At 74.6% G+C, this 22156-nt stretch carries 2 protein-coding genes (1 of these 2 running past the window's edge); both read left to right on the plus strand.

Going from position 1 to position 22156, the window contains the following annotated elements:
- Entirely contained in the window at window positions 1–8211 is an 8211-nt protein-coding gene (locus tag ACGF12_RS14700) for a type I polyketide synthase (protein ID WP_393028756.1), read from the plus strand.
- Window positions 8208–22156 carry the 5' portion of an amino acid adenylation domain-containing protein gene (locus ACGF12_RS14705; RefSeq protein WP_393028881.1) on the plus strand. Its footprint extends 7567 nt past the window's final position, so the window shows 13949 of its 21516 coding nt (coding positions 1–13949); it begins with the start codon at window positions 8208–8210; the stop codon falls past the right edge of the window. The genes ACGF12_RS14700 and ACGF12_RS14705 overlap by 4 nt, the downstream gene beginning before the upstream one ends.

Raw genomic sequence — 22156 nt, forward strand, 5'->3', positions numbered from 1 at the left:
ATGCCCATGAACTATCCGACCGAGCGCGCGGTAGCCGTCGTCGGGATGTCTTGCCGGGTGCCGGGCGCCGACGGCCTCGACGCCTTCTGGCAGCTGCTGGTGGACGGCGTGGAGGCGATTACCGAGGTGCCCGCCGGACGATGGGACCTCGACGGGCTGCCGGACCCGGCCGACCCGGCGGCACCCCGCAGGGGCGGCTTCCTCGACGGGGTCGCCGACTTCGACCCCGGGTTCTTCGGCATCTCGCCGCGCGAGGCCGCGGCGATGGACCCGCAGCAGCGGCTGGCGCTCGAACTCGCCTGGGAGGCGCTGGAGCACGCCGGTGTCGTGCCGGACAGCCTGCGCGGAGAGTCGGCGGCGGTCCTGCTCGGGGTCACCGGTGACGACTACGCGGCGTTGGTCCACCAGCACGGCCCCGACGCGGTGTCCCACCACTCGCTGGCGGGGCTGAGCCGGGGGATCATCGCGAACCGGGTCTCCTACCACCTCGGTCTGCGCGGGCCCAGCCTCACCGTGGACGCGGCGCAGGCCTCCTCCCTGGTCGCCGTGCAGATGGCCTGTGAGAGCCTGCTGTCGGGCGCCGCTGCACTGGCGCTGGCCGGCGGCGTGCACCTGAACCTCGTACCGGACAGCACGCTCGCCTTCGCCCGGTCGGGTGCGCTCTCCCCGGACGGCCACTGCTACGCCTTCGACGCACGCGCCAACGGCACGGTGCGGGGCGAAGGCGGCGGCGTGGTGGTCCTGAAGCGGCTGAGCGACGCCATCGCCGACGGTGACCGGGTGCAGTGCGTGCTGCTCGGCGGCGCGGTGAACAACGACGGCGGCGGCCAGGCCCTCACCGTCCCCGACGGCGATGCGCAGCGGGAGCTGCTGCGCCAGGCCTACGACCGGGCCGGAGTGGACCCGGCCCGGGTGCGGTACGTCGAACTGCACGGTAGCGGAACGAGGGCGGGCGACCCGGTCGAGGCGCGGGCCCTCGGCGAGGTCGTCGGCCGGGAGCGGGCCGACGGGCAGCCGCTGCTCGTCGGCTCGGTGAAGACCAACATCGGGCACCTGGACGGCGCGGCCGGCGTGATCGGGCTGATCAAGGTCGCGCTGTCGTTGCGGCACGGCATGATCCCGGCGAGCCTGAACTACTCCGAGCCGAACCCGGCGATCCCGATGGAGCAGCTGAAGCTCCGGGTCAACGCCGCCACCGGGCCCTGGCCAGAGGGCCCGCGGCTGGCCGCCGTCAGCTCCTTCGGGCTGGGCGGCACCAACTGCCACCTGGTGGTCGCTCCGGGCCCCGACCAGGTCGCGGAGGAGACCGCCGCACCCACCGACCCGGTGCCCGTGCCGGTGACCGTGTCGGGCACGACCGAGCAGGCACTCCGGGCCCAGGCACGGCGCCTGATGGAGCGGGTGGAGGCCGACGCCGACCTGCGTCCGGCGGACCTCGGGTACTCGACGGCGACCACCCGGACCGCCCTGGGGCGGCGCGGGGTCGTCGTCGCCGCGGACCGCGGCGACCTCCTGGCCGGACTCGGGGCGCTGGCGGCGGGCCAGGCCGCCCCGAACGTGGTGGAGGGCACGGCCGTCCCCGCGCCCGGAGTGGTGTGGGTCTTTCCAGGCCAGGGACCGCAGTGGGCCGGGATGGGCCTCGAACTGTGGGAATCCTCACCGGTGTTCGCCGCGCGGATGGACGAGTGCGCGCGGCTGCTGAGCGGCCAGGTCGACTGGTCGCTGCGGGAGGTGCTCGCCGACGCGGCGGCGCTCGAACGCATGGACGTGATGCAGCCCGCGCTCTTCGCGGTGCAGGTGTCGCTGGCCGAAGTGTGGCGCTCGGTCGGGCTCGCACCCGCCGCCGTGGTGGGGCACTCCCAGGGCGAGATCACGGCGGCCTGCGCGGCGGGGATCCTCGCCCTGCCGGATGCACTGCGGCTGATGGTCGAACGCAGCAGGGCCATCGTCGCCCGGCTCTCCGGACGCGGGGCGATGGCCCTGCTGGCCATGCCGGTCGAGGAGGTCGACCGGGACCGGGTCGCGATCGGCGCCGTGAACGGGCCGAACGCCGTGGTCGTGTCCGGGCCGGTGGACACCGTGCACGCGATGGTGGCCGAGAGCAAGGCGCGCGGGGTGCGCGCCCGGATGGTGCCGATCGACTACGCCTCGCACTCGCCGCAGGTGGCGGAGATCCGCGACGAGGTGCTGCGCGCCGCCGAGGGCGTGACGGCGACCCCGAACGAGGTCGCGTTCTACTCCACAGTCACCGGCGGCCGGCTGCCCGCCGAGGCGCTGGACGCCGAGTACTGGTACCGGAACGTCCGAGAGACGGTCCGACTGGAGGACGCGGTACGGGCGTTGGCCGCCGACGGCCACCGGGTCTTCCTGGAGGCCAGCCCGCACCCGGTGCTGACCGTGCCGATCCAGGACACGGTGCGCGACACCTGCGAGGCGGTCGTGCACGGCACGCTGCGCCGTGCCGACGGCGGGCTCCGCCGGCTGCTGCTGTCCATGGCCGACGTGCACGCGCAGGGCGTCCCGGTGGACTGGCGGGCGATGTTCGAGGGCACCGGCGCCCGCAGCATCGAGCTGCCCGGCTACGCCTTCCAGCGGCAGCCCTACTGGCTGGGCGCGCGGGGCGCCGCCGTACCCGCGCCCCGGTCGGAACCTGCCGCACCGGATGCGCCCGCCGCACCGGATGCGCCCGCCGCCAGGCCGACCGTCCTGGGTGAGCGGGAGTTGGCGGACCTGGTGCGCGCCCAGGCGGCTGCCGTGCTCGGGCACGCCGCCCCCCACCTGGTCGAGGCCGACCGCTCGTTCAAGGAGATCGGGTTCGACTCGGTCACCTCGGTGGAGCTCAGCGACCGGCTGAGCCGGGCGACCGGTCTACGGCTGCCGAGCACGCTGCTCTTCGACCGTCCCACCCCCACCGACCTGGTACGGCACCTCCATGACGAACTGTCGGGGAACGACGCCGGGGCGAGCCGGGCCGAGCGGGGCGCCGACCGGTACCAGGACGCGATCGCGATCGTGGGGATGGGCTGCCGGCTGCCCGGCGGCGTTTCGTCCCCGGAGGAGCTGTGGCGGCTGGTGGCCGACGGGGTGGACGCGATCTCGGGGTTCCCCGAGGACCGAGGCTGGAACCTCGACCCGGCGAGCACCGGCAACGTCCGAACCGGCGGTTTCCTGCGGGACGCCCCCGAGTTCGACGCCGACTTCTTCCGGATCAGCCCGCGCGAGGCCCGGGCGATGGACCCCCAGCAGCGGCTGCTGCTGGAAGTGTCCTGGGAGGCGCTGGAACGGTCCGGAATCGACCCCGCCACCCTGCGCGGGAGCCGGACAGCCGTCTTCACGGGCGTGATGAACCAGGACTACGTACCCCCGCTGCACCAGACCTCCGAGAGCTTCGGCGGGCACGCCCTGACCGGCGGTGCTCCGAGCGTGGCGTCCGGTCGGGTCGCCTACACGTTCGGGTTCGAGGGGCCCGCGGTGACGGTGGACACGGCGTGTTCGTCCTCGCTGGTGTCGTTGCACTTGGCGGCGCAGTCGCTGCGTTCCGGGGAGTGCGAGCTGGCGCTGGCGGGCGGGGTGGCGGTGATGTCCACTCCCGGGATGTTCGTGGAGTTCTCCCGCCAGGGCGGGCTCTCGCCGGACGGTCGGTGCAAGGCGTTCGCGGATGCGGCGGACGGCACGGGGTGGTCCGAGGGGGTGGGGGTGCTGGTGCTGGAGCGTCTGTCGGACGCGCGGCGCAACGGGCACCGGGTGCTGGCGGTGGTGCGCGGTTCGGCGATCAACCAGGACGGCGCCTCCAACGGGCTGAGCGCCCCGAACGGGCCGTCGCAGGAGCGGGTGATCCGTGACGCGCTGGCGTCGGCGGGTCTGTCGGGTGCGGACGTGGACGCGGTGGAGGCGCACGGCACCGGGACGGCGTTGGGTGATCCGATCGAGGCGCGGGCGCTGTTGGCGACGTACGGTCGGGACCGGGTGGAGCCGCTCTGGCTGGGGTCGTTGAAGTCGAACATCGGTCATGCGCAGGCGGCGGCGGGTGTCGCGGGTGTGATCAAGATGGTGATGGCGATGCGGCAGGGGGTGCTGCCGCGGACGCTCCATGTGGATCGGCCGTCGCGTCATGTGGACTGGTCGGCGGGGGCGGTGGAGTTGCTGACCGAGCAGCGGGCGTGGCCGCGGTCCGACCGGCCGCGCCGGGTCGGCGTCTCCTCCTTCGGGATCAGCGGGACGAATGCGCACGTGATCCTGGAGCAGGCGGGCGAGGAGGAGCCGGTCGAGCCGGTGGCGGCGGTGGGTTCGCCGGTGGTGCCGGTGGTGCTGTCGGGCGCGTCCGAGGAGGCCCTGCGAGCCCAGGCGGCCCGGCTGCTGGAGTGGGCGGAGTCCGACACCGAGCCGCGTCCGGCGGACGTGGGCTGGTCGTCGGCCACCACGCGGTCCGAGTTCGAGCACCGCGCCGTGGTCCTGGCCGCGGACGTGGAGGAACTGCTGGCCGGGCTGGACGTGCTGGCCCAGGGGTCGCAGGACCCGGGGCCGGTTCAGGGGGCGGTCCGGTCAGGTGCCAGGAAGGTGGTCTTCGTCTTCCCCGGCCAGGGCTCGCAGTGGGCCGGCATGGCCGTCGAACTCCTGGACGCCTCACCGGTGTTCGCCGAGCGCATCGCCGAGTGTGCAGAGGCGCTGGCCGAGTTCGTGGACTGGGACCTGCTGGGGGTGCTGCGGCAGCTGCCGGGCGAGCCGACGCTGGAGCGGGTGGACGTGGTGCAGCCCGCCTCCTGGGCCGTGATGGTCTCGCTCGCCGCGGTGTGGCGCTCGTACGGGGTCGAGCCCGCGGCGGTCCTGGGCCATTCGCAGGGCGAGATCGCGGCGGCCTGCGTGGCCGGTGCGCTGTCGCTGCAGGACGGTGCCCGGGTGGTGACCCTGCGCTCGCAGGCGATCGCGAAGGAACTGGCCGGTCTCGGCGGGATGGTGTCGCTGGCACTGCCGGCGGCGGAGGTGGAATCCCGGCTGGAGCCGTGGCAGGGCCGGCTGGAGGTGGCGGCGCTCAACGGCCCGTCCGCCACGGTGGTCGCCGGTGATCCGCAGGCGCTGGAGGAACTCCTCGCTGCATGCGAGGCCGAGGGGGTCCGGGCACGCCGGATCCCGGTGGACTACGCCTCGCACACCTCGCACGTGGAGGGCATCGAGGAGCGGCTGGACTCGGTGCTGGCGGACCTCCGGCCGGTGCCCGCCCGGGTTCCGTTCTTCTCGACCGTGGAGCGGGACTGGCTGGGCGACGGGCTCGTCGATGCGTGCTACTGGTACCGGAACCTGCGGCAGACCGTCCACTTCCACGCCGCGGTGCGGGCGCTGGCCGAGCAGGGCCACGACACGTTCATCGAGGTCAGCTCCCATCCGGTGCTCACCATGGCGCTCCAGGAGATCCTGGACGGCGGTGCGCCGGCGGTATCCGCGACGGTCTCGGAGACGCTTCGGCGTCAGGAGGGTGGCGTGAACCGCCTGTTGACCTCGGTGGCCCAGGTCTGGGCCAGCGGGGTTGCGGTGGACTGGCGCCAGGCCTTCGCCGGCGGCGGCGCGCGCCGGATCGACCTGCCGACGTACGCCTTCCAGCACCGGCGCTACTGGGCGGACGCCGGACCGGACCGGCCCCTGCTGGTGCACGCCGTGGAACTCGCGGACGGCGACGGCACCGTCCTGGCGGAGCGGCTGTCGCTGCACGCACGGCCCTGGCTGGCCGACCACCTGGTGCTCGGCCAGGTCGTGGTGCCGGGGACCGCGCTGCTGGAGATGGCGCTGACCCTCGGCGGCACGGTGGACGAACTCACCCTGCAGACCCCGCTGGTGCTACCCGCACAGGGCGAGGTCGAGGTGCAGCTGAGGGCCGGGCCGGCGGACCGGGCCGGTCGGCGCGAGTTCCGTATCCACGGCCGGGAGCGCGACGGTGGCGACCCGGCGTGGCGGCTCTACGCCACCGGACGGGTGAGCGAGACCGGGCCCGAGGGGCCCGGGGTCGACCTGACCGATTGGCCACCGCCCGGCGCCACGCCGGTGGAGCTGACCGGCTGGTACGACCGGCTCGCCGAACTCGGCCTGGAGTACGGGCCGCAGTTCCAGAACCTGCGCCGGGTCTGGCAGCACGGCGACGACCTGCTCGCCGAGATGGCGCTGCCGGGCGAGGCGGGATCGTTCACCGTGCACCCGGCGCTGCTGGACGCGGCGCTCCATCCGCTGGTGCTGGAAGCCGGTCCCGGCCCGCTGGTGCCGTTCTCCTGGGCCGGTGTGCGGTCCGTGCGCGCGGCCGGGCCCCGGCTGCGGGTCCGGATCAGCCCGGCGGGCGAGCACCGGGCCTCGCTGGCCGTCGCCGACGACAGCGGTGCCGAGGTGCTGTCGGTCGAGTCACTGACCCTGCGCCCGTTGGACGCCCGGCGCTTTGACCCCAAGCTGTTCCGGGTCGAGTGGCGGGAGGCCGCCGCGCACGGCGGGCCGGCCGAGCAGGCTGCCGGGAGCGCCGTGCTCGCGGTCGAGCCCGCGCCGGGCGACGTGCCGGCGGCCGTGCACCGGACCGCGGAGACGGTGCTGCGCGACGTCCAGCGGTGGCTGACCGAGCACCAGGACGACGCGTCCCGGCTGGTGGTCACCACCCGGCGGGCGGTGGCCGTGACGGCGGACGCGGATCTCGACCTTGCCGCCGCCACCGTCTGGGGGCTGCTCCGGTCGGCCCAGACCGAACACCCCGACCGGATCGTGCTGGTGGACTTCGAGGGCACCGGTGAGCCGACAGCCGATCAGCTGGCCCGCGTCCTGGCGACCGGCGAGCCGCAGGTCGCCCTGCGCGCGGACCGGGTGCTGATCCCCCGTCTGGCCCGCGCCGGTGTCCCCGCCCCCGACCCGGGCCGACCCCTGGTCGGCCCCGACGGGACCGTGCTGATCACCGGCGGGACCGGCGGACTGGGCGCCACGGCCGCCCGGCACCTGGTGGCCGAGCACGGTGCCCGCCACCTGCTGCTGGTCAGCCGCAGCGGCCCGGTCGCCGCCGGTGCGCGCGAGCTGGTGGCGGAGCTGACCGCGGCGGGCGCCCAGGTCCAGGTGGTCGCCTGCGACGTCACCGACCGGGCCGGGCTGGCGGAGGTCCTCGCGGTCGTGCCCGAGTCGGCGCCGCTGCGGGCCGTGGTGCACGCGGCCGGGGTGCTGGACGACGGCGCGGTGCAGTCGCTCACGCCGCCGCGACTGCACGCGGTCCTGGCGGCGAAGGTGGACGCGGCCTGGCAACTGCACGAGGCCACCCGCGGACTCGACCTGTCGGCCTTCGTGCTGTTCTCCTCCGTATCGGCCACGGTCGGCCTGGCCGGGCAGGCCAACTACGCGGCAGCGAACGCGTTCCTCGACGCGCTGGCCCACCAGCGGCACCGGGCGGGGCTGCCCGCGGTCGCCCTGGGCTGGGGGCTCTGGGAGCAGAGCACCGGCCTGACCGGCGGGCTCGGCGAAGCCGACCGGCAGCGGATCGCCGCCCTGGGCCTGCGACCGCTCCCCACGGACGAGGGCCTAGCGCTGCTCGACCTCGGACTCGCGGCCGACCAGGCCCACCTGGTACCCACCGGGGTGGACCTGTCCGGAGCGGGCGACGCCGAGCCGCCCGCGATGCTGCGCGGGCTGGTCCGCGCCCCGGCCGCCCCGGGCGCGCCGGGCGGCCGACCCCGGCCGGGCGCCGAGCCGCTGCGCGAGCGGCTGCTCACCATGGCCGACCACGACCGGGAGCGGACGGTACGGCAGTTGGTCCGCACCGAGATCGCGACCGCGCTGGGTCGGTCCGGACCGGATGACGTGCCGCCCGAGCGGGGCTTCACGGAACTGGGCTTCGACTCGCTGACCGCCCTTCAGCTGCGCAACCGGCTGGGCACCCGCACCGGCCTCACCCTGGCCGCCACGGTGACCTTCGACCATCCGAGCCCGGCCGCGCTGGCCCGGCACCTGCTGGAGCGACTCGCCCCGGAGGAGCCCGAGCCCGCGAGCGAGCCCCCGGTCCTGGCGGAGCTGGACCGGTTGGAGGCGAGCGTGACCGCCGTCGGCGACGACCAGCGCCCGGCCGTCACCGCCCGGCTCTGGGCGCTGCTGGCCACCCTGACCGCCGAGCCGGACGCGACCGGGCCGGCACCCGACCAGGAGCTCGCCGAGGCGAGCGCCGACGAACTCTTTGCCTTGATCGACGATGAGCTTGGAAGGCCCTGACGATGAGCGACGAGAAGCTGCTCGACTACCTGAAGCGGGTCACCGGTGAACTGCGTCAGGTCCGCCGCAAGCTGACGGAAGCGGAGTCGGCGACCACGGAGCCGGTTGCGATCGTGGGCATGGCCTGCCGCTACCCCGGCGGTGCCGCCTCGCCCGAGGAGCTGTTCCGGCTGGCGATCGAGGGCGTGGACGCGGTGTCCGAGTTCCCGACCGACCGCGGGTGGGACCTCGAAGGACTGTACGACCCCGACCCGGACCGGTCCGGCACGAGCTACACCCGCCACGGCGGGTTCCTGTACGACGCGGCGGAGTTCGACGCGGGATTCTTCGGGATGTCGCCGCGCGAGGCGGCGGCGACCGATCCGCAGCAGCGGCTGCTGCTCCAGACGTCCTGGGAGGCGCTGGAGCGCGCGGGCATCGCCCCGTCCGCGCTGCGCGGCAGCCGCACCGGAGTCTTCGCCGGCGTGATGTACGGCGACTACGCGTCACGGCTGGGGCAGGACACCGGCGGCTACGAGGGCCAGCTGATGATCGGCAGCCTGCCCAGCGTGGCGTCCGGCCGGGTCGCCTACACGTTCGGGTTCGAGGGGCCCGCGGTGACGGTGGACACGGCGTGTTCGTCCTCGCTGGTGTCGTTGCACCTGGCGGCGCAGTCGCTGCGTTCCGGGGAGTGCGAGCTGGCGCTGGCGGGCGGCGTGGCGGTGATGTCCACGCCGACCACCTTCGTGGAGTTCTCCCGCCAGCGCGCGGTCTCGCCGGACGGTCGGTGCAAGGCGTTCGCGGATGCGGCGGACGGCACGGGGTGGTCCGAGGGGGTGGGGGTGCTGGTGCTGGAGCGTCTGTCGGACGCGCGGCGCAACGGGCACCGGGTGCTGGCGGTGGTGCGCGGTTCGGCGATCAACCAGGACGGCGCCTCCAGCGGACTGACGGCCCCGAACGGGCCGTCGCAGGAGCGGGTGATCCGTGACGCGCTGGCGTCGGCGGGTCTGTCGGGTGCGGACGTGGACGCGGTGGAGGCGCACGGCACCGGGACGGCGTTGGGTGATCCGATCGAGGCGCGGGCGCTGTTGGCGACGTACGGTCGGGACCGGGTGGAGCCGCTCTGGCTGGGGTCGTTGAAGTCGAACATCGGTCATGCGCAGGCGGCGGCGGGTGTCGCGGGTGTGATCAAGATGGTGATGGCGATGCGGCAGGGGGTGCTGCCGCGGACGCTCCATGTGGATCGGCCGTCGCGTCATGTGGACTGGTCGGCGGGGGCGGTGGAGTTGCTGACCGAGCAGCGGGCGTGGCCGCGGTCAGACCGGCCGCGCCGGGCCGGCGTCTCCGCCTTCGGTGCCAGCGGGACGAATGCGCACGTGATCCTGGAGCAGACGGACGAGGAGGAGGCGGCGGCCGAGCCGGTGGCGGCGGTGGGTTCGCCGGTGGTACCGGTGGTGCTGTCGGGTGCGTCCGAGGAGGCCCTGCGGGCCCAGGCGGCCCGGCTGCTCGAGTGGGTGGAGTCCCGGCCAGAGGAGGGCCTGGTGGACCTCGGCTTCGCCTCGGTGACCACCCGGTCGGCGCTGGAGCACCGCGGTGCGGTGGTCGTCGGCGACCGTGCCGAACTGCTGGAGGGGCTGGCCGCTCTGGCCGCGGGCGAGCCCTCGCCGCACCTGGTGGAGCCGGAGGGCGCCGTCGCCGGCGAATCCGGCGTGGTCTGGGTCTTCCCCGGCCAGGGCTCGCAGTGGGTCGGGATGGCCCGTGGCATGCGCGAGTCCTCCCCGGTCTTCGCCGCACGCATGGAGGAGTGCGAGCGGGCGCTGAGCGGCCTGGTCGACTGGTCGCTGCGGGAGGTGCTGGACGACGAGGAAGCGCTGAAGCGGGTGGACGTGGTCCAGCCCGCGCTCTGGGCGGTCATGGTGTCGCTGGCCGAGGTGTGGCGCTCGCTCGGCCTGGTTCCCTCCGCCGTGGTGGGCCACTCCCAGGGCGAGATCGCCGCCGCCTGCGCGGCCGGCGGGCTGTCGCTGGAGGACGGTGCCCGGGTGGTGGCCCTGCGCTCGCAGGCGCTGCTGGAGATCGCCGGCGACGGCGGCATGGTCTCGGTGGCCCTGCCCGTGGACCGGGCCTGCACCCTGTTGGAGACGTGGGACGGGCGGATCTCGGTCGCCGCCCTCAACGGACCCCAGTCGACTGTGGTCGCCGGCGAGAGCGCCGCGCTGGACGAGTTGCTGGCGTACTGCGAGGGTGCGGCGATCGGGGCCCGGCGCATTCCGGTGGACTACGCCTCGCACTCGGCGTCGGTGGAGCGGATCCGCGAGTGGATCCTGCGCGATCTGGCCGGCATCAGCCCGCGTTCCGGCTCGGTGCCCTTCCACTCGACGCTCACCGGCGAGGTTCTGGACACCGTCGGGCTCGACGGCGACTACTGGTACCGGAACCTGCGCAACACCGTCCGCTTCGAATCCGTGATCAATGACCTGCTGGCCGACGGACACCAGGTCTTCGTCGAGTGCAGCGCCCACCCCGTGCTGCGGGTCGGCATCGAGGAGGCCGCGGAGGCCGCCGACCGGCCCGTCGTGGTGGTCGGCTCGCTGCGCCGCAACAAGGACGCCCGGCGTGAATTCCTGACGTACGCAGCCGAGTTGTACGTCCGCGGGGTCCAGGTGGACTGGCCGCAGCTTTTCGCGGGCACCGGCGCCCGCGCGGTGGAGCTGCCCACGTACGCCTTCCGGACGAAGCCCTACTGGCTCCGCAGCCGGCAGCCGCTGCTGGGCGCCGCGGTCGAGCTGGCGGGCGACGGGCAGACGGTCCTGACCGGCCGGCTGTCGCTGCGGACCCATCCGTGGCTGGCCGACCACCGGGTGCGCGGCAGCGTCGTGGTGCCGGGGACCGCGCTGCTGGAGATGGCGCTGCAGGCCGGCGACGGGGTGGACGAACTCACCCTGCAGGCGCCCGTGGTGCTGCCCGAGCAGGGCGAGGTCGAGATCCAGCTGCTGGTGGACCCGGCCGACGACCGCGGGTACCGGGCGCTGCGGCTGCACGCCCGGGCCCCGGAGGCCGACTGGCGGCTGCACGCGACCGGGACGCTCGTCGACCTGGCCGGTCGCCCGGCCGCGGACGCGGCTGCGCCGGATCTGTCGGCGTGGCCGCCGCCGGGCGCCGAGGCAGTGGACCTGGCCTCCTGGTACGAGGACCGGACCGCGTGCGGCCTGGAGTACGGGCCGGGCTTCCAGGGCCTGCGGGCACTGTGGCGACACAGCGGCGAGCTGTTCGCCGAGGTCTCGTTGCCCGTGCCGGTCCGTCCCGCGCTGCTCGACGCGGCCCTGCACGCGCTGGACGTGACGAGCGAGCCGGCGCTGCCGTTCTCGTGGAGCGACGTGCACTGGCTGGATCCGGACGCGGCGGAGCAGGTGACCGGCCTGCGGGCGCGGATCAGCCCGCAGGCGGACGGCTCGGTCGCGGTGCGGATCGCGGACGGCACCGGCCACGCCCTGCTGTCGATCGGCTCGCTGGCGTTGCGTCCGCTCGGCACCGCGCTGCTCGGTGCTCCGGGCGACAGCGCGCTCTTCCAGCTGGACTGGGTGACCGCGCGGTCCGACTCCCCGGCGGCCGGGGCCGCGACCGCCACGGTGCTGCGTTGCCCACCGACCGAGGGCGAACTGCCCGCCGCCGTCGAGACGGTGACCGCCGCCGTGCTCGCGGACCTGCAGGACCGGCTCGCCGATGCGGAGACGGGTGACCGGCGCCTGGTGGTGGCCACCCGCCAGGCCGTGGTGACCGGCGCCCGGAACGAGGCGCCGGTGGATCCCGCCGCCGCCGCGGTCTGGGGCCTGGTGCGGTCGGCGCAGACCGAGAATCCGGACCGGATCGTCCTGGTCGACACCGACGACCCGGACGACCTCCCGCGGCTGCTGCCACGGGTGCTGGCCTGTGGTGAGCCGCAGGTCGTGGTGCGCGGCGGTGAACTGCGGGTGCCGCGGCTGGTGCACGCGGGCCTGCCCGCGGTGCCCGTGGCGCCCGTGTTCCCCACCGACGGCACGGTGCTCGTCACCGGCGCGTCGGGCACCCTGGGCGCGCTCGTGGCCCGCCACCTGGTGACCGAGCACGGTGTCCGCGACCTGCTGCTGCTCGGCCGCCGCGGAGCCCCGGCGCTCGCCGAGGAGCTGACCGCGCTCGGCGCGACGGCGACCTCGGTGGCCTGCGACGTCAGCGACCGCGCCGCGCTGGTCGAGGTGCTCGCGGCGATCCCGCAGGACCGCCCGCTGCGGGCGGTCCTGCATGCCGCCGGCGCGCTGGACGACGGGGTGATCGGCTCCCTGACCCCGCAGCGGCTGCGGACCGTGCTGGCGGCGAAGGCCGACGGCGCTTGGCACCTGCACGAGCTGACCCGCGACCTCGACCTGTCGGCCTTCGTGCTCTTCTCCTCGGTGGCCGCCACCCTGGGCACCGCCGGGCAGGGCAACTACGCCGCCGCCAACGCCTTCCTGGATGCCCTGGCGCAGTACCGCCACGGCCTCGGCCTTCCGGCGGTGGCACTCGGCTGGGGCCTGTGGGCCGAGCGCAGCGCCCTGACCGGCCGGCTCGACCAGGCCGACCTGGCCCGGCTGAGCGGTGCCGGGGTGGGCCCGCTGACCACCGAGGAGGGCTTGGCCCTGCTGGATGCCGCCGTCGCCACGGACCGGGCCCACCTGCTGCCCGTCCGGCTGGACCTCGCCGCGGTGGACCGCACGGCGGGTGCGCTGCCGCCGCTGTTCGACCGGCTGGCTCCGGCCCGGCGCCACCGGCCGCGAGCGGTCCCCGGCGGTCCGGCGGCCGTCGGCCCCGCCGCCGGCGGCGTCGGTGCCGAGCTGCGCGGGCTGTCGGCGGCCGAGCGTGAGCGGGTGCTCCGCGAGCTGGTGCTGCGGGAGGTCGTGGCGGCCCTCAAGCACGACTCGGTCGGCGACATCGACCCCGACGCCGACTTCCAGCGCTTGGGCTTCACCTCGCTGACGGCGCTCGAACTGCGGAACAAGCTCAGTGCGCGCACCAAGGTGCGGCTGCCCGCGACCCTGATCTTCGAACACCGCACCCCCGACGCGGTGGCGCGCTTCCTCGGCAGCCGGCTCTCCAGCGACGAACCGGTGCCGGCCGCGGCCGGCACCGGGAGCGCGGCCGAGGAGGGCGCGGACGACCGGATCGCCGTGATCGGCGTAGCGGGGCGCTACCCGCTGGCCCCCACGGTCGCCGAACTGTGGCAGAACCTGGCCGAGGGCCGGCACTGCATCCGGGAGGTGCCGGCCGAGCGCTGGGACGCGGACGCGCACTACGACCCGACCGGGATCCGCGGCTCGTACAGCAAGTGGGCCGGGTTCATCGACGACGTCGACAAGTTCGACCCGCTCTTCTTCCACATCTCGCCCGCCGAAGCCGAGGCGATGGACCCCCAGGAGCGCCTGTTCCTGGAGACCGCGGCGGCGACCTTGGACGACGCCGGATACCCGGCGGCCGTGCTCGCCGCCCAGGGCCCGGTCGGCGTGTTCGTCGGCGTGATGGGCAACGACTACGAGTGGATGGGCGGTGCGGCGAACGCGCTCGGCGTCCCGACCGAGGCCCACTCGCGGCACTGGTCGGTGGCCAACCGGGTGTCCTACTCCTTCGACTTCGCCGGGCCGAGCCTGGCGGTGGACACCGCGTGCTCGGCCTCGCTGACAGCGATCCACCTGGCCTGCCAGAGCATCAGGGCAGGGGAGTGCGCCGCCGCGATCGCGGGCGGGGTGAACCTGATCCTGCACCCCAAGCACCTGCGCGGGCTGGCCCAGGCCGGCATGCTGTCGCACGACGACCGGCTCAAGGCCTTCGGCGCCGACGCGGACGGCTTCGTCGACGGCGAGGGCGTCGGCGCCGTCCTGCTCAAGCCGCTGGCGGCGGCGGTCGCCGACGGCGACCGGATCCTCGGCGTGATCCGCGGCTCGGCAATCAACTCCGGTGGCAACACCGGCGGTTACACCGTGCCGAGCCCGATCGCGCAGAGCGGGGTGATCCGCGGGGCACTGGACCGCGCCGACGTCGCGGCGGAGACCATCGGCTACGTGGAGGCGCACGGCACCGGCACCCTGCTCGGGGACCCGATCGAGATCGCGGGGCTGGCCAGGGCCTTCGGCGAGCCGGGCGATCCGGCGCAGCGCGGCCGGCGGCCGCGCGTCGCGGTCGGCTCGGTCAAGACCAACATCGGCCATCTCGAATCGGCGGCCGGGATCGCGGGCCTGACCAAGGTGCTGCTGCAGCTACGGCACGGGGTGCTGGTCCCGTCGCTGCACTCGGCGCAGCGCAACCCGGAGATCGACTTCACCGGCACGCCCTTCGAGATCCAGCAGACGCTGCAGCCCTGGGCGAGGCTGTCGGGGTCCGAGGACGAACTGCCGCGGCGCGCGCTGGTCAGCTCGTTCGGCGCGGGCGGCGCCAACGCCTGCGTGGTGGTGGAGGAGTACCTGCCAGTCGGCGCTCCGGAGTCGGCAGAGCCCGTCGGGGAGCAACTGCTGGTGCTCTCCGCCAGGACCGAGGACCGGCTGGGCGCCTACGCGGCGGACCTCGCGGCCTTCCTGCGCCGGAGCGTCCCGCGGAGCACCGGGCCGACGGCGGACGCGCTGGCGGACGCCCGGGAGCGGTGCCTGCGGCTCGTCGCCGAGGTGGCCGGTGTGGCACCGCAGTCCCTGGAACTCGCGACCGACCTCGTCGACTGCGGCTTCGGCATCGCCGAACGCTCCCACTTCCACGCCCGGCTGGCCGGGGAACTGGGGGCGGAGCTGCCGCCGGCCGCGCTGGCCGCCGACACCATCGGTGCGGTGGCCGAGGCGGTGGCCTGCATTCGGCCGCGGGGCGCGGACCAGCCCGACCGGTCCTCGCTGCGCCTTGCCGATGTCGCCCACACGCTGCAGTCGGGGCGCACCGCGCACGAGTTCCGGCTCGCCCTGTCCGCGGCCTCGGTGTCCGAGGCCGCCCGACTGCTGGAGGCGCACGCGGTGGGCGGCGCCGACGACCGGGTCGGCACCGGCCACCACTCCCGGGCCGCGGTGCGGTCCGCCGGGGACACCGCCGCCCTGGAGCGGGCGCTGTCCCGACGCGACCTGGCGGAGGTGGCCCGGCACTGGCTGGCCGGGGCCGAGATCGACTGGTCCCGGATCACCTCGCCGGCCGCCCGCAGGATCGAGCTGCCGGGCTACCCCTTCGCCCGGAAGAGCCTGTGGATCGCCGAGCCGTCGGCCGCCGCCCGGGCAGCCGCGGTCACGACACCCCGGCCGCAGGACGGGCCGGGCGTCGACCCCGCCGTCGCCCGGGTGCTCGCCGGGTACCGGGCACTGGACGAGGCCTCGGTGACCGGACTGCTCGGCGTGTACCGGCGGATGGGCGTCTTCCGACGTCCGGGCGAGCAGCACCGCAGTGAGGAACTGCGCGGAACCCTGCGCATCCGGGACAAGTTCCAGCGGCTCCACGAGGCGATCCTCGACCTGCTGGCCGGAGCCGGGCACCTGACCCGCGACGGCGACCTGGTCACCGTCGGCGTGACCGCGGATCCGGCGGCGGACCGGTGGGAGGACGAGTTCGACCGGGCCGCGGCCGCCTATCCGGAGGTCGAGCCCACGGTCACCCTCAACCGGGAGTTCCTGCGGCTGTACCCGCAGTTGCTGCGCGGTGAGGTCATCGGCACCGAGGTCATGTTCCCCGACTCATCGATGCGGCTGGTGCGCGACCTCTACCGCGGGAACGCGCTCACCGACCACTTCAACCTGCTGGTGGCGGACACCGTCCGCCGCCACCTGGACACCCGGCTGCCCCGGCTGGCGCCGCACGAGACGATCCGGGTGGTGGAGGTGGGCGCCGGTACCGGCGCCACCACCGAGCGGGTCCTGCCGGTCGTGGCCGACCGGTCGGGCCGGGTCGGCTTCACCTTCACGGACGTGTCGCCGCGCTTCCTGGACCACGGCCGCGACAGGTTCGCCGAGCAGTATCCGTTCGTCGGCTTCCAACTGCTCAACCTGGAACGCGACCTGCCCGAGCAGGGCTTCGCGCCGGGCTCGGCGGACGTGGTGCTCGGCACCAACGTGGTGCACGCCACCAAGGACCTGCGGCGCACGCTGCGCGAGCTCAGGACGCTGCTCAAGCCGGGCGGACTGCTGGTGCTCAACGAGCTGACCGCCATCCGGCCGTACTTGACGCTGGGCGGCGGGGTGATGGAGGGCTGGTGGGCCTTCCAGGACGGTGAGGTGCGGATCCCGCGGTCGCCGCTGGCCACGCCGGCGAGCTGGACCGCGATGCTCCAGGAGGAGGGGTACGCGGAGGTCAGGACACTGGCCGGCGGGCCGACCGAGCTCGGGCAGCACGTGCTGGTCGCGGCGAACGGCGCCGTGGTGCGCGCCGCGGCGCCACCGGCGCACGTCGCCTCCGCTGCCGCTCCCGTCGTCGCCGCTGCTTCCGCCTCCGCTGCCCGGGTGGTGACCGCCGCCGTCCGGCCGGGATCGACCGACGCGGTGGGTGAGCGGTTGCGGGAGCTGGTGGAGCGGGTCCTGAAGCTGGACGAGCGGATCGATCCCGATCGGCCGTTGGCGGACTACGGGTTCGATTCGTTGAGCGGGATGAAGATCGTGTCGGTGGTGGGCGATGCCTTCGGTGTCGCCGTGCCGCTCGACGAGTTCTTCGCGCGCCCGACGCTGCGTGAACTGACGGCCCATCTGTCCGCCCGCTGGCTGGCCGAGGCCGTCGAGTCCGAGGCCGCGGCGGTCGAGGCCGTCACGCCGGCGCCCGTCGTGCCCGAGCTGCCCGCTCCCGAACGACTCGCCCCGGTCGCCGAGGCGCCCGTCACCGAGGCACCCGTCGCCGCGGCCCCCGCCGTCGTCGGTGCCGTCGTGTCCGGCGCGGTCCCGGTGCCCCCGGAGGCTGCCCTGGTCCTGCGCCCGCGCCAGGCCCTGGAGCAGAGCACCCGTCCGATGTCCCGGGGGCAGCACGCGCTGTGGGTGATCGAGCAGATCGCGCCCGGGAACCACGCCTACAACCTGCCGCTCGCCTTCTGGCTGGACCGGGACGTCGACGTGCTCATCCTGCGGGTCGTCCTGCAAGACCTGATCGACCGGCACGAGGAACTGCGCGCGACCGTCTCGACCGGCGAGCAGGGGCCGTTCATCCGGATCGCGGCCGAACCCGAACTCCCCTTCAAGCAGGTCTTCCTGACCTCCGTCGCGGAGAGCGACCTGCGCGACCGGATCCACGCGGAGCTCACGGAGCCGTTCGACCTCGCCGGCGGCCCGCTGCTGCGTGCGACGCTGTACACCCTCGGCGACGGCCGCCAGGCCCTGCACCTGAACGTGCACCACCTGGTGCTCGACGGCCTCTCCATCCCCCTGCTGCTGGCCGACGTGGACCGCGGCTACCGGGCTCTCCGGGAGGGCCGCCCGCTGCCCACTGACCGGCCCGCCCGCACCTTCGGCGACTTCGCGGCCTGGCAGCGGGACCTGCTCGCCGGGCCCCGGGCGGAACGGCTGCGCGAGTACTGGGTCTCACTCCTGCGCGACCGTCAGACCGTCACACCGCTGCCCCTGGACCGCCCGCGCCCGCCCGTGCCCACCTTCCGGGGCGCGAGCGTCGGCGGGCGCCTGCCGGCCGCGGTGACGGACCGGGCCCGGGCCCTGGCCGCCGCGGCGCGGACTTCGCTGTCGAGCGTCCTGCTGGCCGGCTACTTCGCGCTGCTGCACCGCTACAGCGACCAGGCGGAGATCGCCGTCGGAACGCCCACGGCGGGTCGCCCGGCCGAGGGCTACGACGACGTGCTCGGCTACTTCATGAACATGGTCGTGCTGGCCGAGCGGGTGGACGGCCAGGAGTCGTTCCGCGACCTCCTGGGGCGGATCCACCGGATGGTACTGGGAGCACTGGAGCACTCCGACTACCCGCTGATCGACCTCGCCGAGGAGCTGCGGCGGGAGACCCCCGGCACGGCCGGCGCGCTGTTCAACGTCGCCTTCTACTTCCACAACTGGGCGCGCGACCTGCGGGACGACGGCGTGGTCAAGGGCCGGGTCGAAGGCGTCCACCAGGAGGGCGAGTTCGACCTGACCCTCGACCTGGTCGACGAGCCCGACGGCTGCCGGTACACGCTGAAGTACAACCCCGACCTGTTCGACGCCGCCACCGTGGAACGCCTCGGGAAGCACTTCGTCACCCTGGTGGCCTCCGCCGTCGGCGCCCCCGACACCCCGGTCGGCGACCTGGGGCTGCTGACCGACGGCGAGCGCGCGCTGCTCACCCCGGCCGACCGCACCGACTACCCGAGCGACACCCTGGTCTGGGAGCTGGTGCGCGCCCAGGCCGAGGCCCGCCCCGCGGCGGTGGCGGTCAGGTACCAGGACACCGAACTGACCTACGGTCGACTGAAGGAGCGGGTGGAGGGCCTCGCCGCCCGGCTGACCGCCGCCGGCGTCGGCCGGGGCCGGACGGTGGGCGTCCTGCTGCCGCGCGGCGCCGACCTGCCGGTGGCACTGCTAGCCGTCCAGGCGGCCGGCGGCAGCTACGTCCCGCTCGACCCGACCTACCCGCCGCAGCGGCTCGCCTACATGGCCGAGGACGCCGGGCTGCACCTGATGCTCACGCACTCCGCCGTCGAGGCCGCCTGGAGCGGTGCGGTGGCCCGGCTGCTCGTGGACCGGGACGTGCAGCCGCCCGCGGCGCCCTCGCCCGGCCCGGCCGGGCCGTCGGACACCGCGTACGTGATCTACACCTCCGGGTCCACCGGGCAGCCCAAGGGAGTCCGGGTCCCGCACCGCGCCCTGACCAACTTCCTCTGGTCGATGGCTCGTCAGCCCGGGTTCGGACCCAGGGACACGCTCCTCGCGCTGACCACGGTCTGCTTCGACATCTCCGGTCTGGAGCTCTACCTGCCGCTGATCAGCGGCGGCACCGTGGAACTCCTGCCGACCGAGGTCGCCCAGGACGGGCTGCGGCTGCGGGAGACGGTGGAGCGCAGTGCGGCCACGGTGATGCAGGCCACCCCGGCGACCTGGAGCATGTTGCTCGCCGCCGGCTGGCAGGGGAACCCCGGGCTCACCGTGCTCTGCGGCGGTGAGGCCCTGGCCGACGACACCGCCCAGGCCCTCCTCGCGGGCAACCGCGAGGTCTGGAACCTCTACGGCCCCACCGAGACCACCATCTGGTCGGCGGCGGGTCGGCTGCGCCGCGGCGAGCGGGTGACCATCGGAAACCCGATCGCCAACACCGTGCTGCACGTCCTCGACAGCGGACGCCGGCCGGTCCCGACCGGCGTGGCCGGCGAGCTGTACATCGGCGGCCACGGTGTGGCCGACGGATACCTGGGCCGTCCCGAGCTGACGGCCGAGCGGTTCCTGACCGACCCGTTCGCCACCGATCCCGACGCGCGGATGTACCGGACGGGTGACCTGGTCCGCCGGCTGCCCGACGGCCGCATCGCCTACCTGGGCCGGATCGACTCCCAGGTGAAGGTGCGCGGCTTCCGGGTGGAGCTGGAGGAGATCGAGTCCACTCTGCGACGGCTGGACGGCGTCCGCGAGGCCGTCGTGGTGGCCCGCGGCCAGGGCGGCGGGGACCGCTCGCTGCTGGCCTGCTACCTGCTCGCCGAGGATGCCGCGGAGCCCACTCGGGAACAGCTGGCGGCCTGGCTGCCGGACCACATGATCCCGGACGTGCTGCTCCGGGTGACCGCCTTCCCGCACACGCTCAACGAGAAGGTCGACCGGACCACGCTGGCCGCCGTGCCGCTGGCCGAACTCCGCGCCCGCTTCGGTGCGTCCGGGGCGGCAGAGCTGGACGCACCGTCGGCGACCGCCGGTCGCGACGAGGCCCTGATCGCCGAACTGGCCAGGATGGTGGGCCGGTTGGCCGGGGTGGATCCCGAGGACATCGGTGCGCACACCCCGCTCGGTGAGGTGGGCATGAACTCGGTGAGCTTCACCGCGCTCAGCACCGAACTGCGCAAGTCCTACGACATCACCGTGTACCCGACGCTGTTCTACCGCCGGAGCACCCTGGCCGCGCTGGCCCGGCACCTGTGGGAGCACCACTCGGCCGAACTGGCTGCCCGGTTCGGCACCGCCGCTGTGGCGCCCGCCGCTGTGGCGCCCGCCGCCGAGACCCCGGGCGAGCCGGAGAGCGGTGGCGGTGTCGCCGTCATCGGCATGGCCGGCCGGCTGCCGGGCTCGGCCGACCTCAAGGAGTTCTGGAGCCATCTGGCCGCCGGGGACGACCTGGTGGGCGAAGTCCCCGCCGAGCGCTGGGACTGGCGGGACCGGCCGAGCTCCCGCTGGGGCGGCTTCATCCCCGACCTGGACCGCTTCGACGCCGCCTTCTTCGGGATCTCGCCGCGCGAGGCCGAACTGATGGACCCCCAGCAGCGGCTGCTGCTGGAGGTGGTGTGGTCGGCCATCGAGGACGCCGGCTACCGTCCGTCCGATCTGGCCGGCAAGCGCGTCGGGGTGTTCGTCGGAGTCGCCAACAGTGAGTACCTGGAGGTCCAGCGGACCGCCGGGCACGCCATCGGGGCCCACAGCGCCACCGGCGCGGCGCTCTCGATCATCCCGAACCGGGTCTCCTACCTGCTCGACCTGCGCGGCCCCAGCATGGCGGTGGACACGGCCTGCTCCGGCTCGCTCGTCGCCGTCCACCAGGCGTGCGCCGCACTGCGCGACGGCACCTGCGACCTGGCGATCGCCGGCGGGGTCAACCTGATCCTCTCGCCGAGCGTGCACGAGCTGCTCAGCCAGGGCGCGATGCTCAGCCCCGACGGGCGCTGCAAGGCTTTCGACAGCCGCGCCGACGGATACGTCCGGGGCGAGGGCGTCGGCGTGGTGCTGCTCAAGCCGGACGACCGGGCACGTCACGACGGCGACGCCGTGCACGCGGTGATCAGGGCGGCCGCGGTCAACCACGGCGGCCGGACCACCTCGCTCACCGCGCCCAGCCCCGACGCCCAGGCCGACCTGCTGGTCGAGGCCTATCGGGCCGCCGACGTGCCGCCGGAGAGCGTCGGCTACATCGAGGCGCACGGCACCGGCACGGCCCTGGGCGACCCGATCGAGACCATCGGCCTGAGCACCGCCTTCCGCCGACTGCGCGCCGATCGCGGCACGCAGGCCGCGCCCGGCTGCGCCATAGGGTCCGTCAAGACGAACATCGGCCACCTGGAGGCCGCCGCTGGCATCGCCGGGCTGCTCAAGACCGTGCTCGCGATGCGGCACGCCACCATCCCGGCCAGCCTGCACGTCCAGGACCTGAACCCCTATCTGGAACTCGACGGCGGCCCGTTCGAGGTCGCCACCACGACCCGGCCCTGGCCACGGGCACGCGATGCCGCCGGGAACGACCTGCCACGCCGGGCCGGAGTCAGCTCCTTCGGCTTCGGCGGAGCCAACGCACACGTCGTACTGGAGGAACCGACCATGCCGGACACCCGGGAGGAGGCCACGACGGAGCAGCTGTTCGTGCTCTCCGCACGTACCCCCGAGGCACTGCGGCAGGCCGCCGGACGGCTCGCCGACCACCTGGCGGAGCACGACATGCCGCCGGGCGACCTCGCGTACACCCTGCAGGTCGGGCGCGAGCCGATGAGCCACCGGCTCGCCGTGCGGGCGGACAGCACCGCCCGGCTGCGGACCGAGCTCGCCGAGCACCTCGCCGGCCGCCCGTCGGCCGTGCGCACCGGGCAGGCCGGGAAGGGCGGCACCGCGCAAGCGGCCGACGCGACCGGTGACCTGGCCGGGATCGAGCGGCAGTGGCTGGTCGGCGCCGAGGCCGACTGGGCGGCGCTGCACCGGGGCGCGCAGCGGCGCCGGGTGCACCTGCCCAGCTACCCGTTCGCCCGGACCAGGCACTGGGTCACGCCGGCTCCGGAAGAGCCCGCCCGGTTGCACCCGACCCTGCTGGACGCCGAGGTCTCCACCGCCGGGGCGCTGGCCTTCGCCAAGACCCTCAC

This window comes from Kitasatospora sp. NPDC048296 (assembly GCF_043201815.1).
Taxonomy (GTDB): domain Bacteria; phylum Actinomycetota; class Actinomycetes; order Streptomycetales; family Streptomycetaceae; genus Kitasatospora.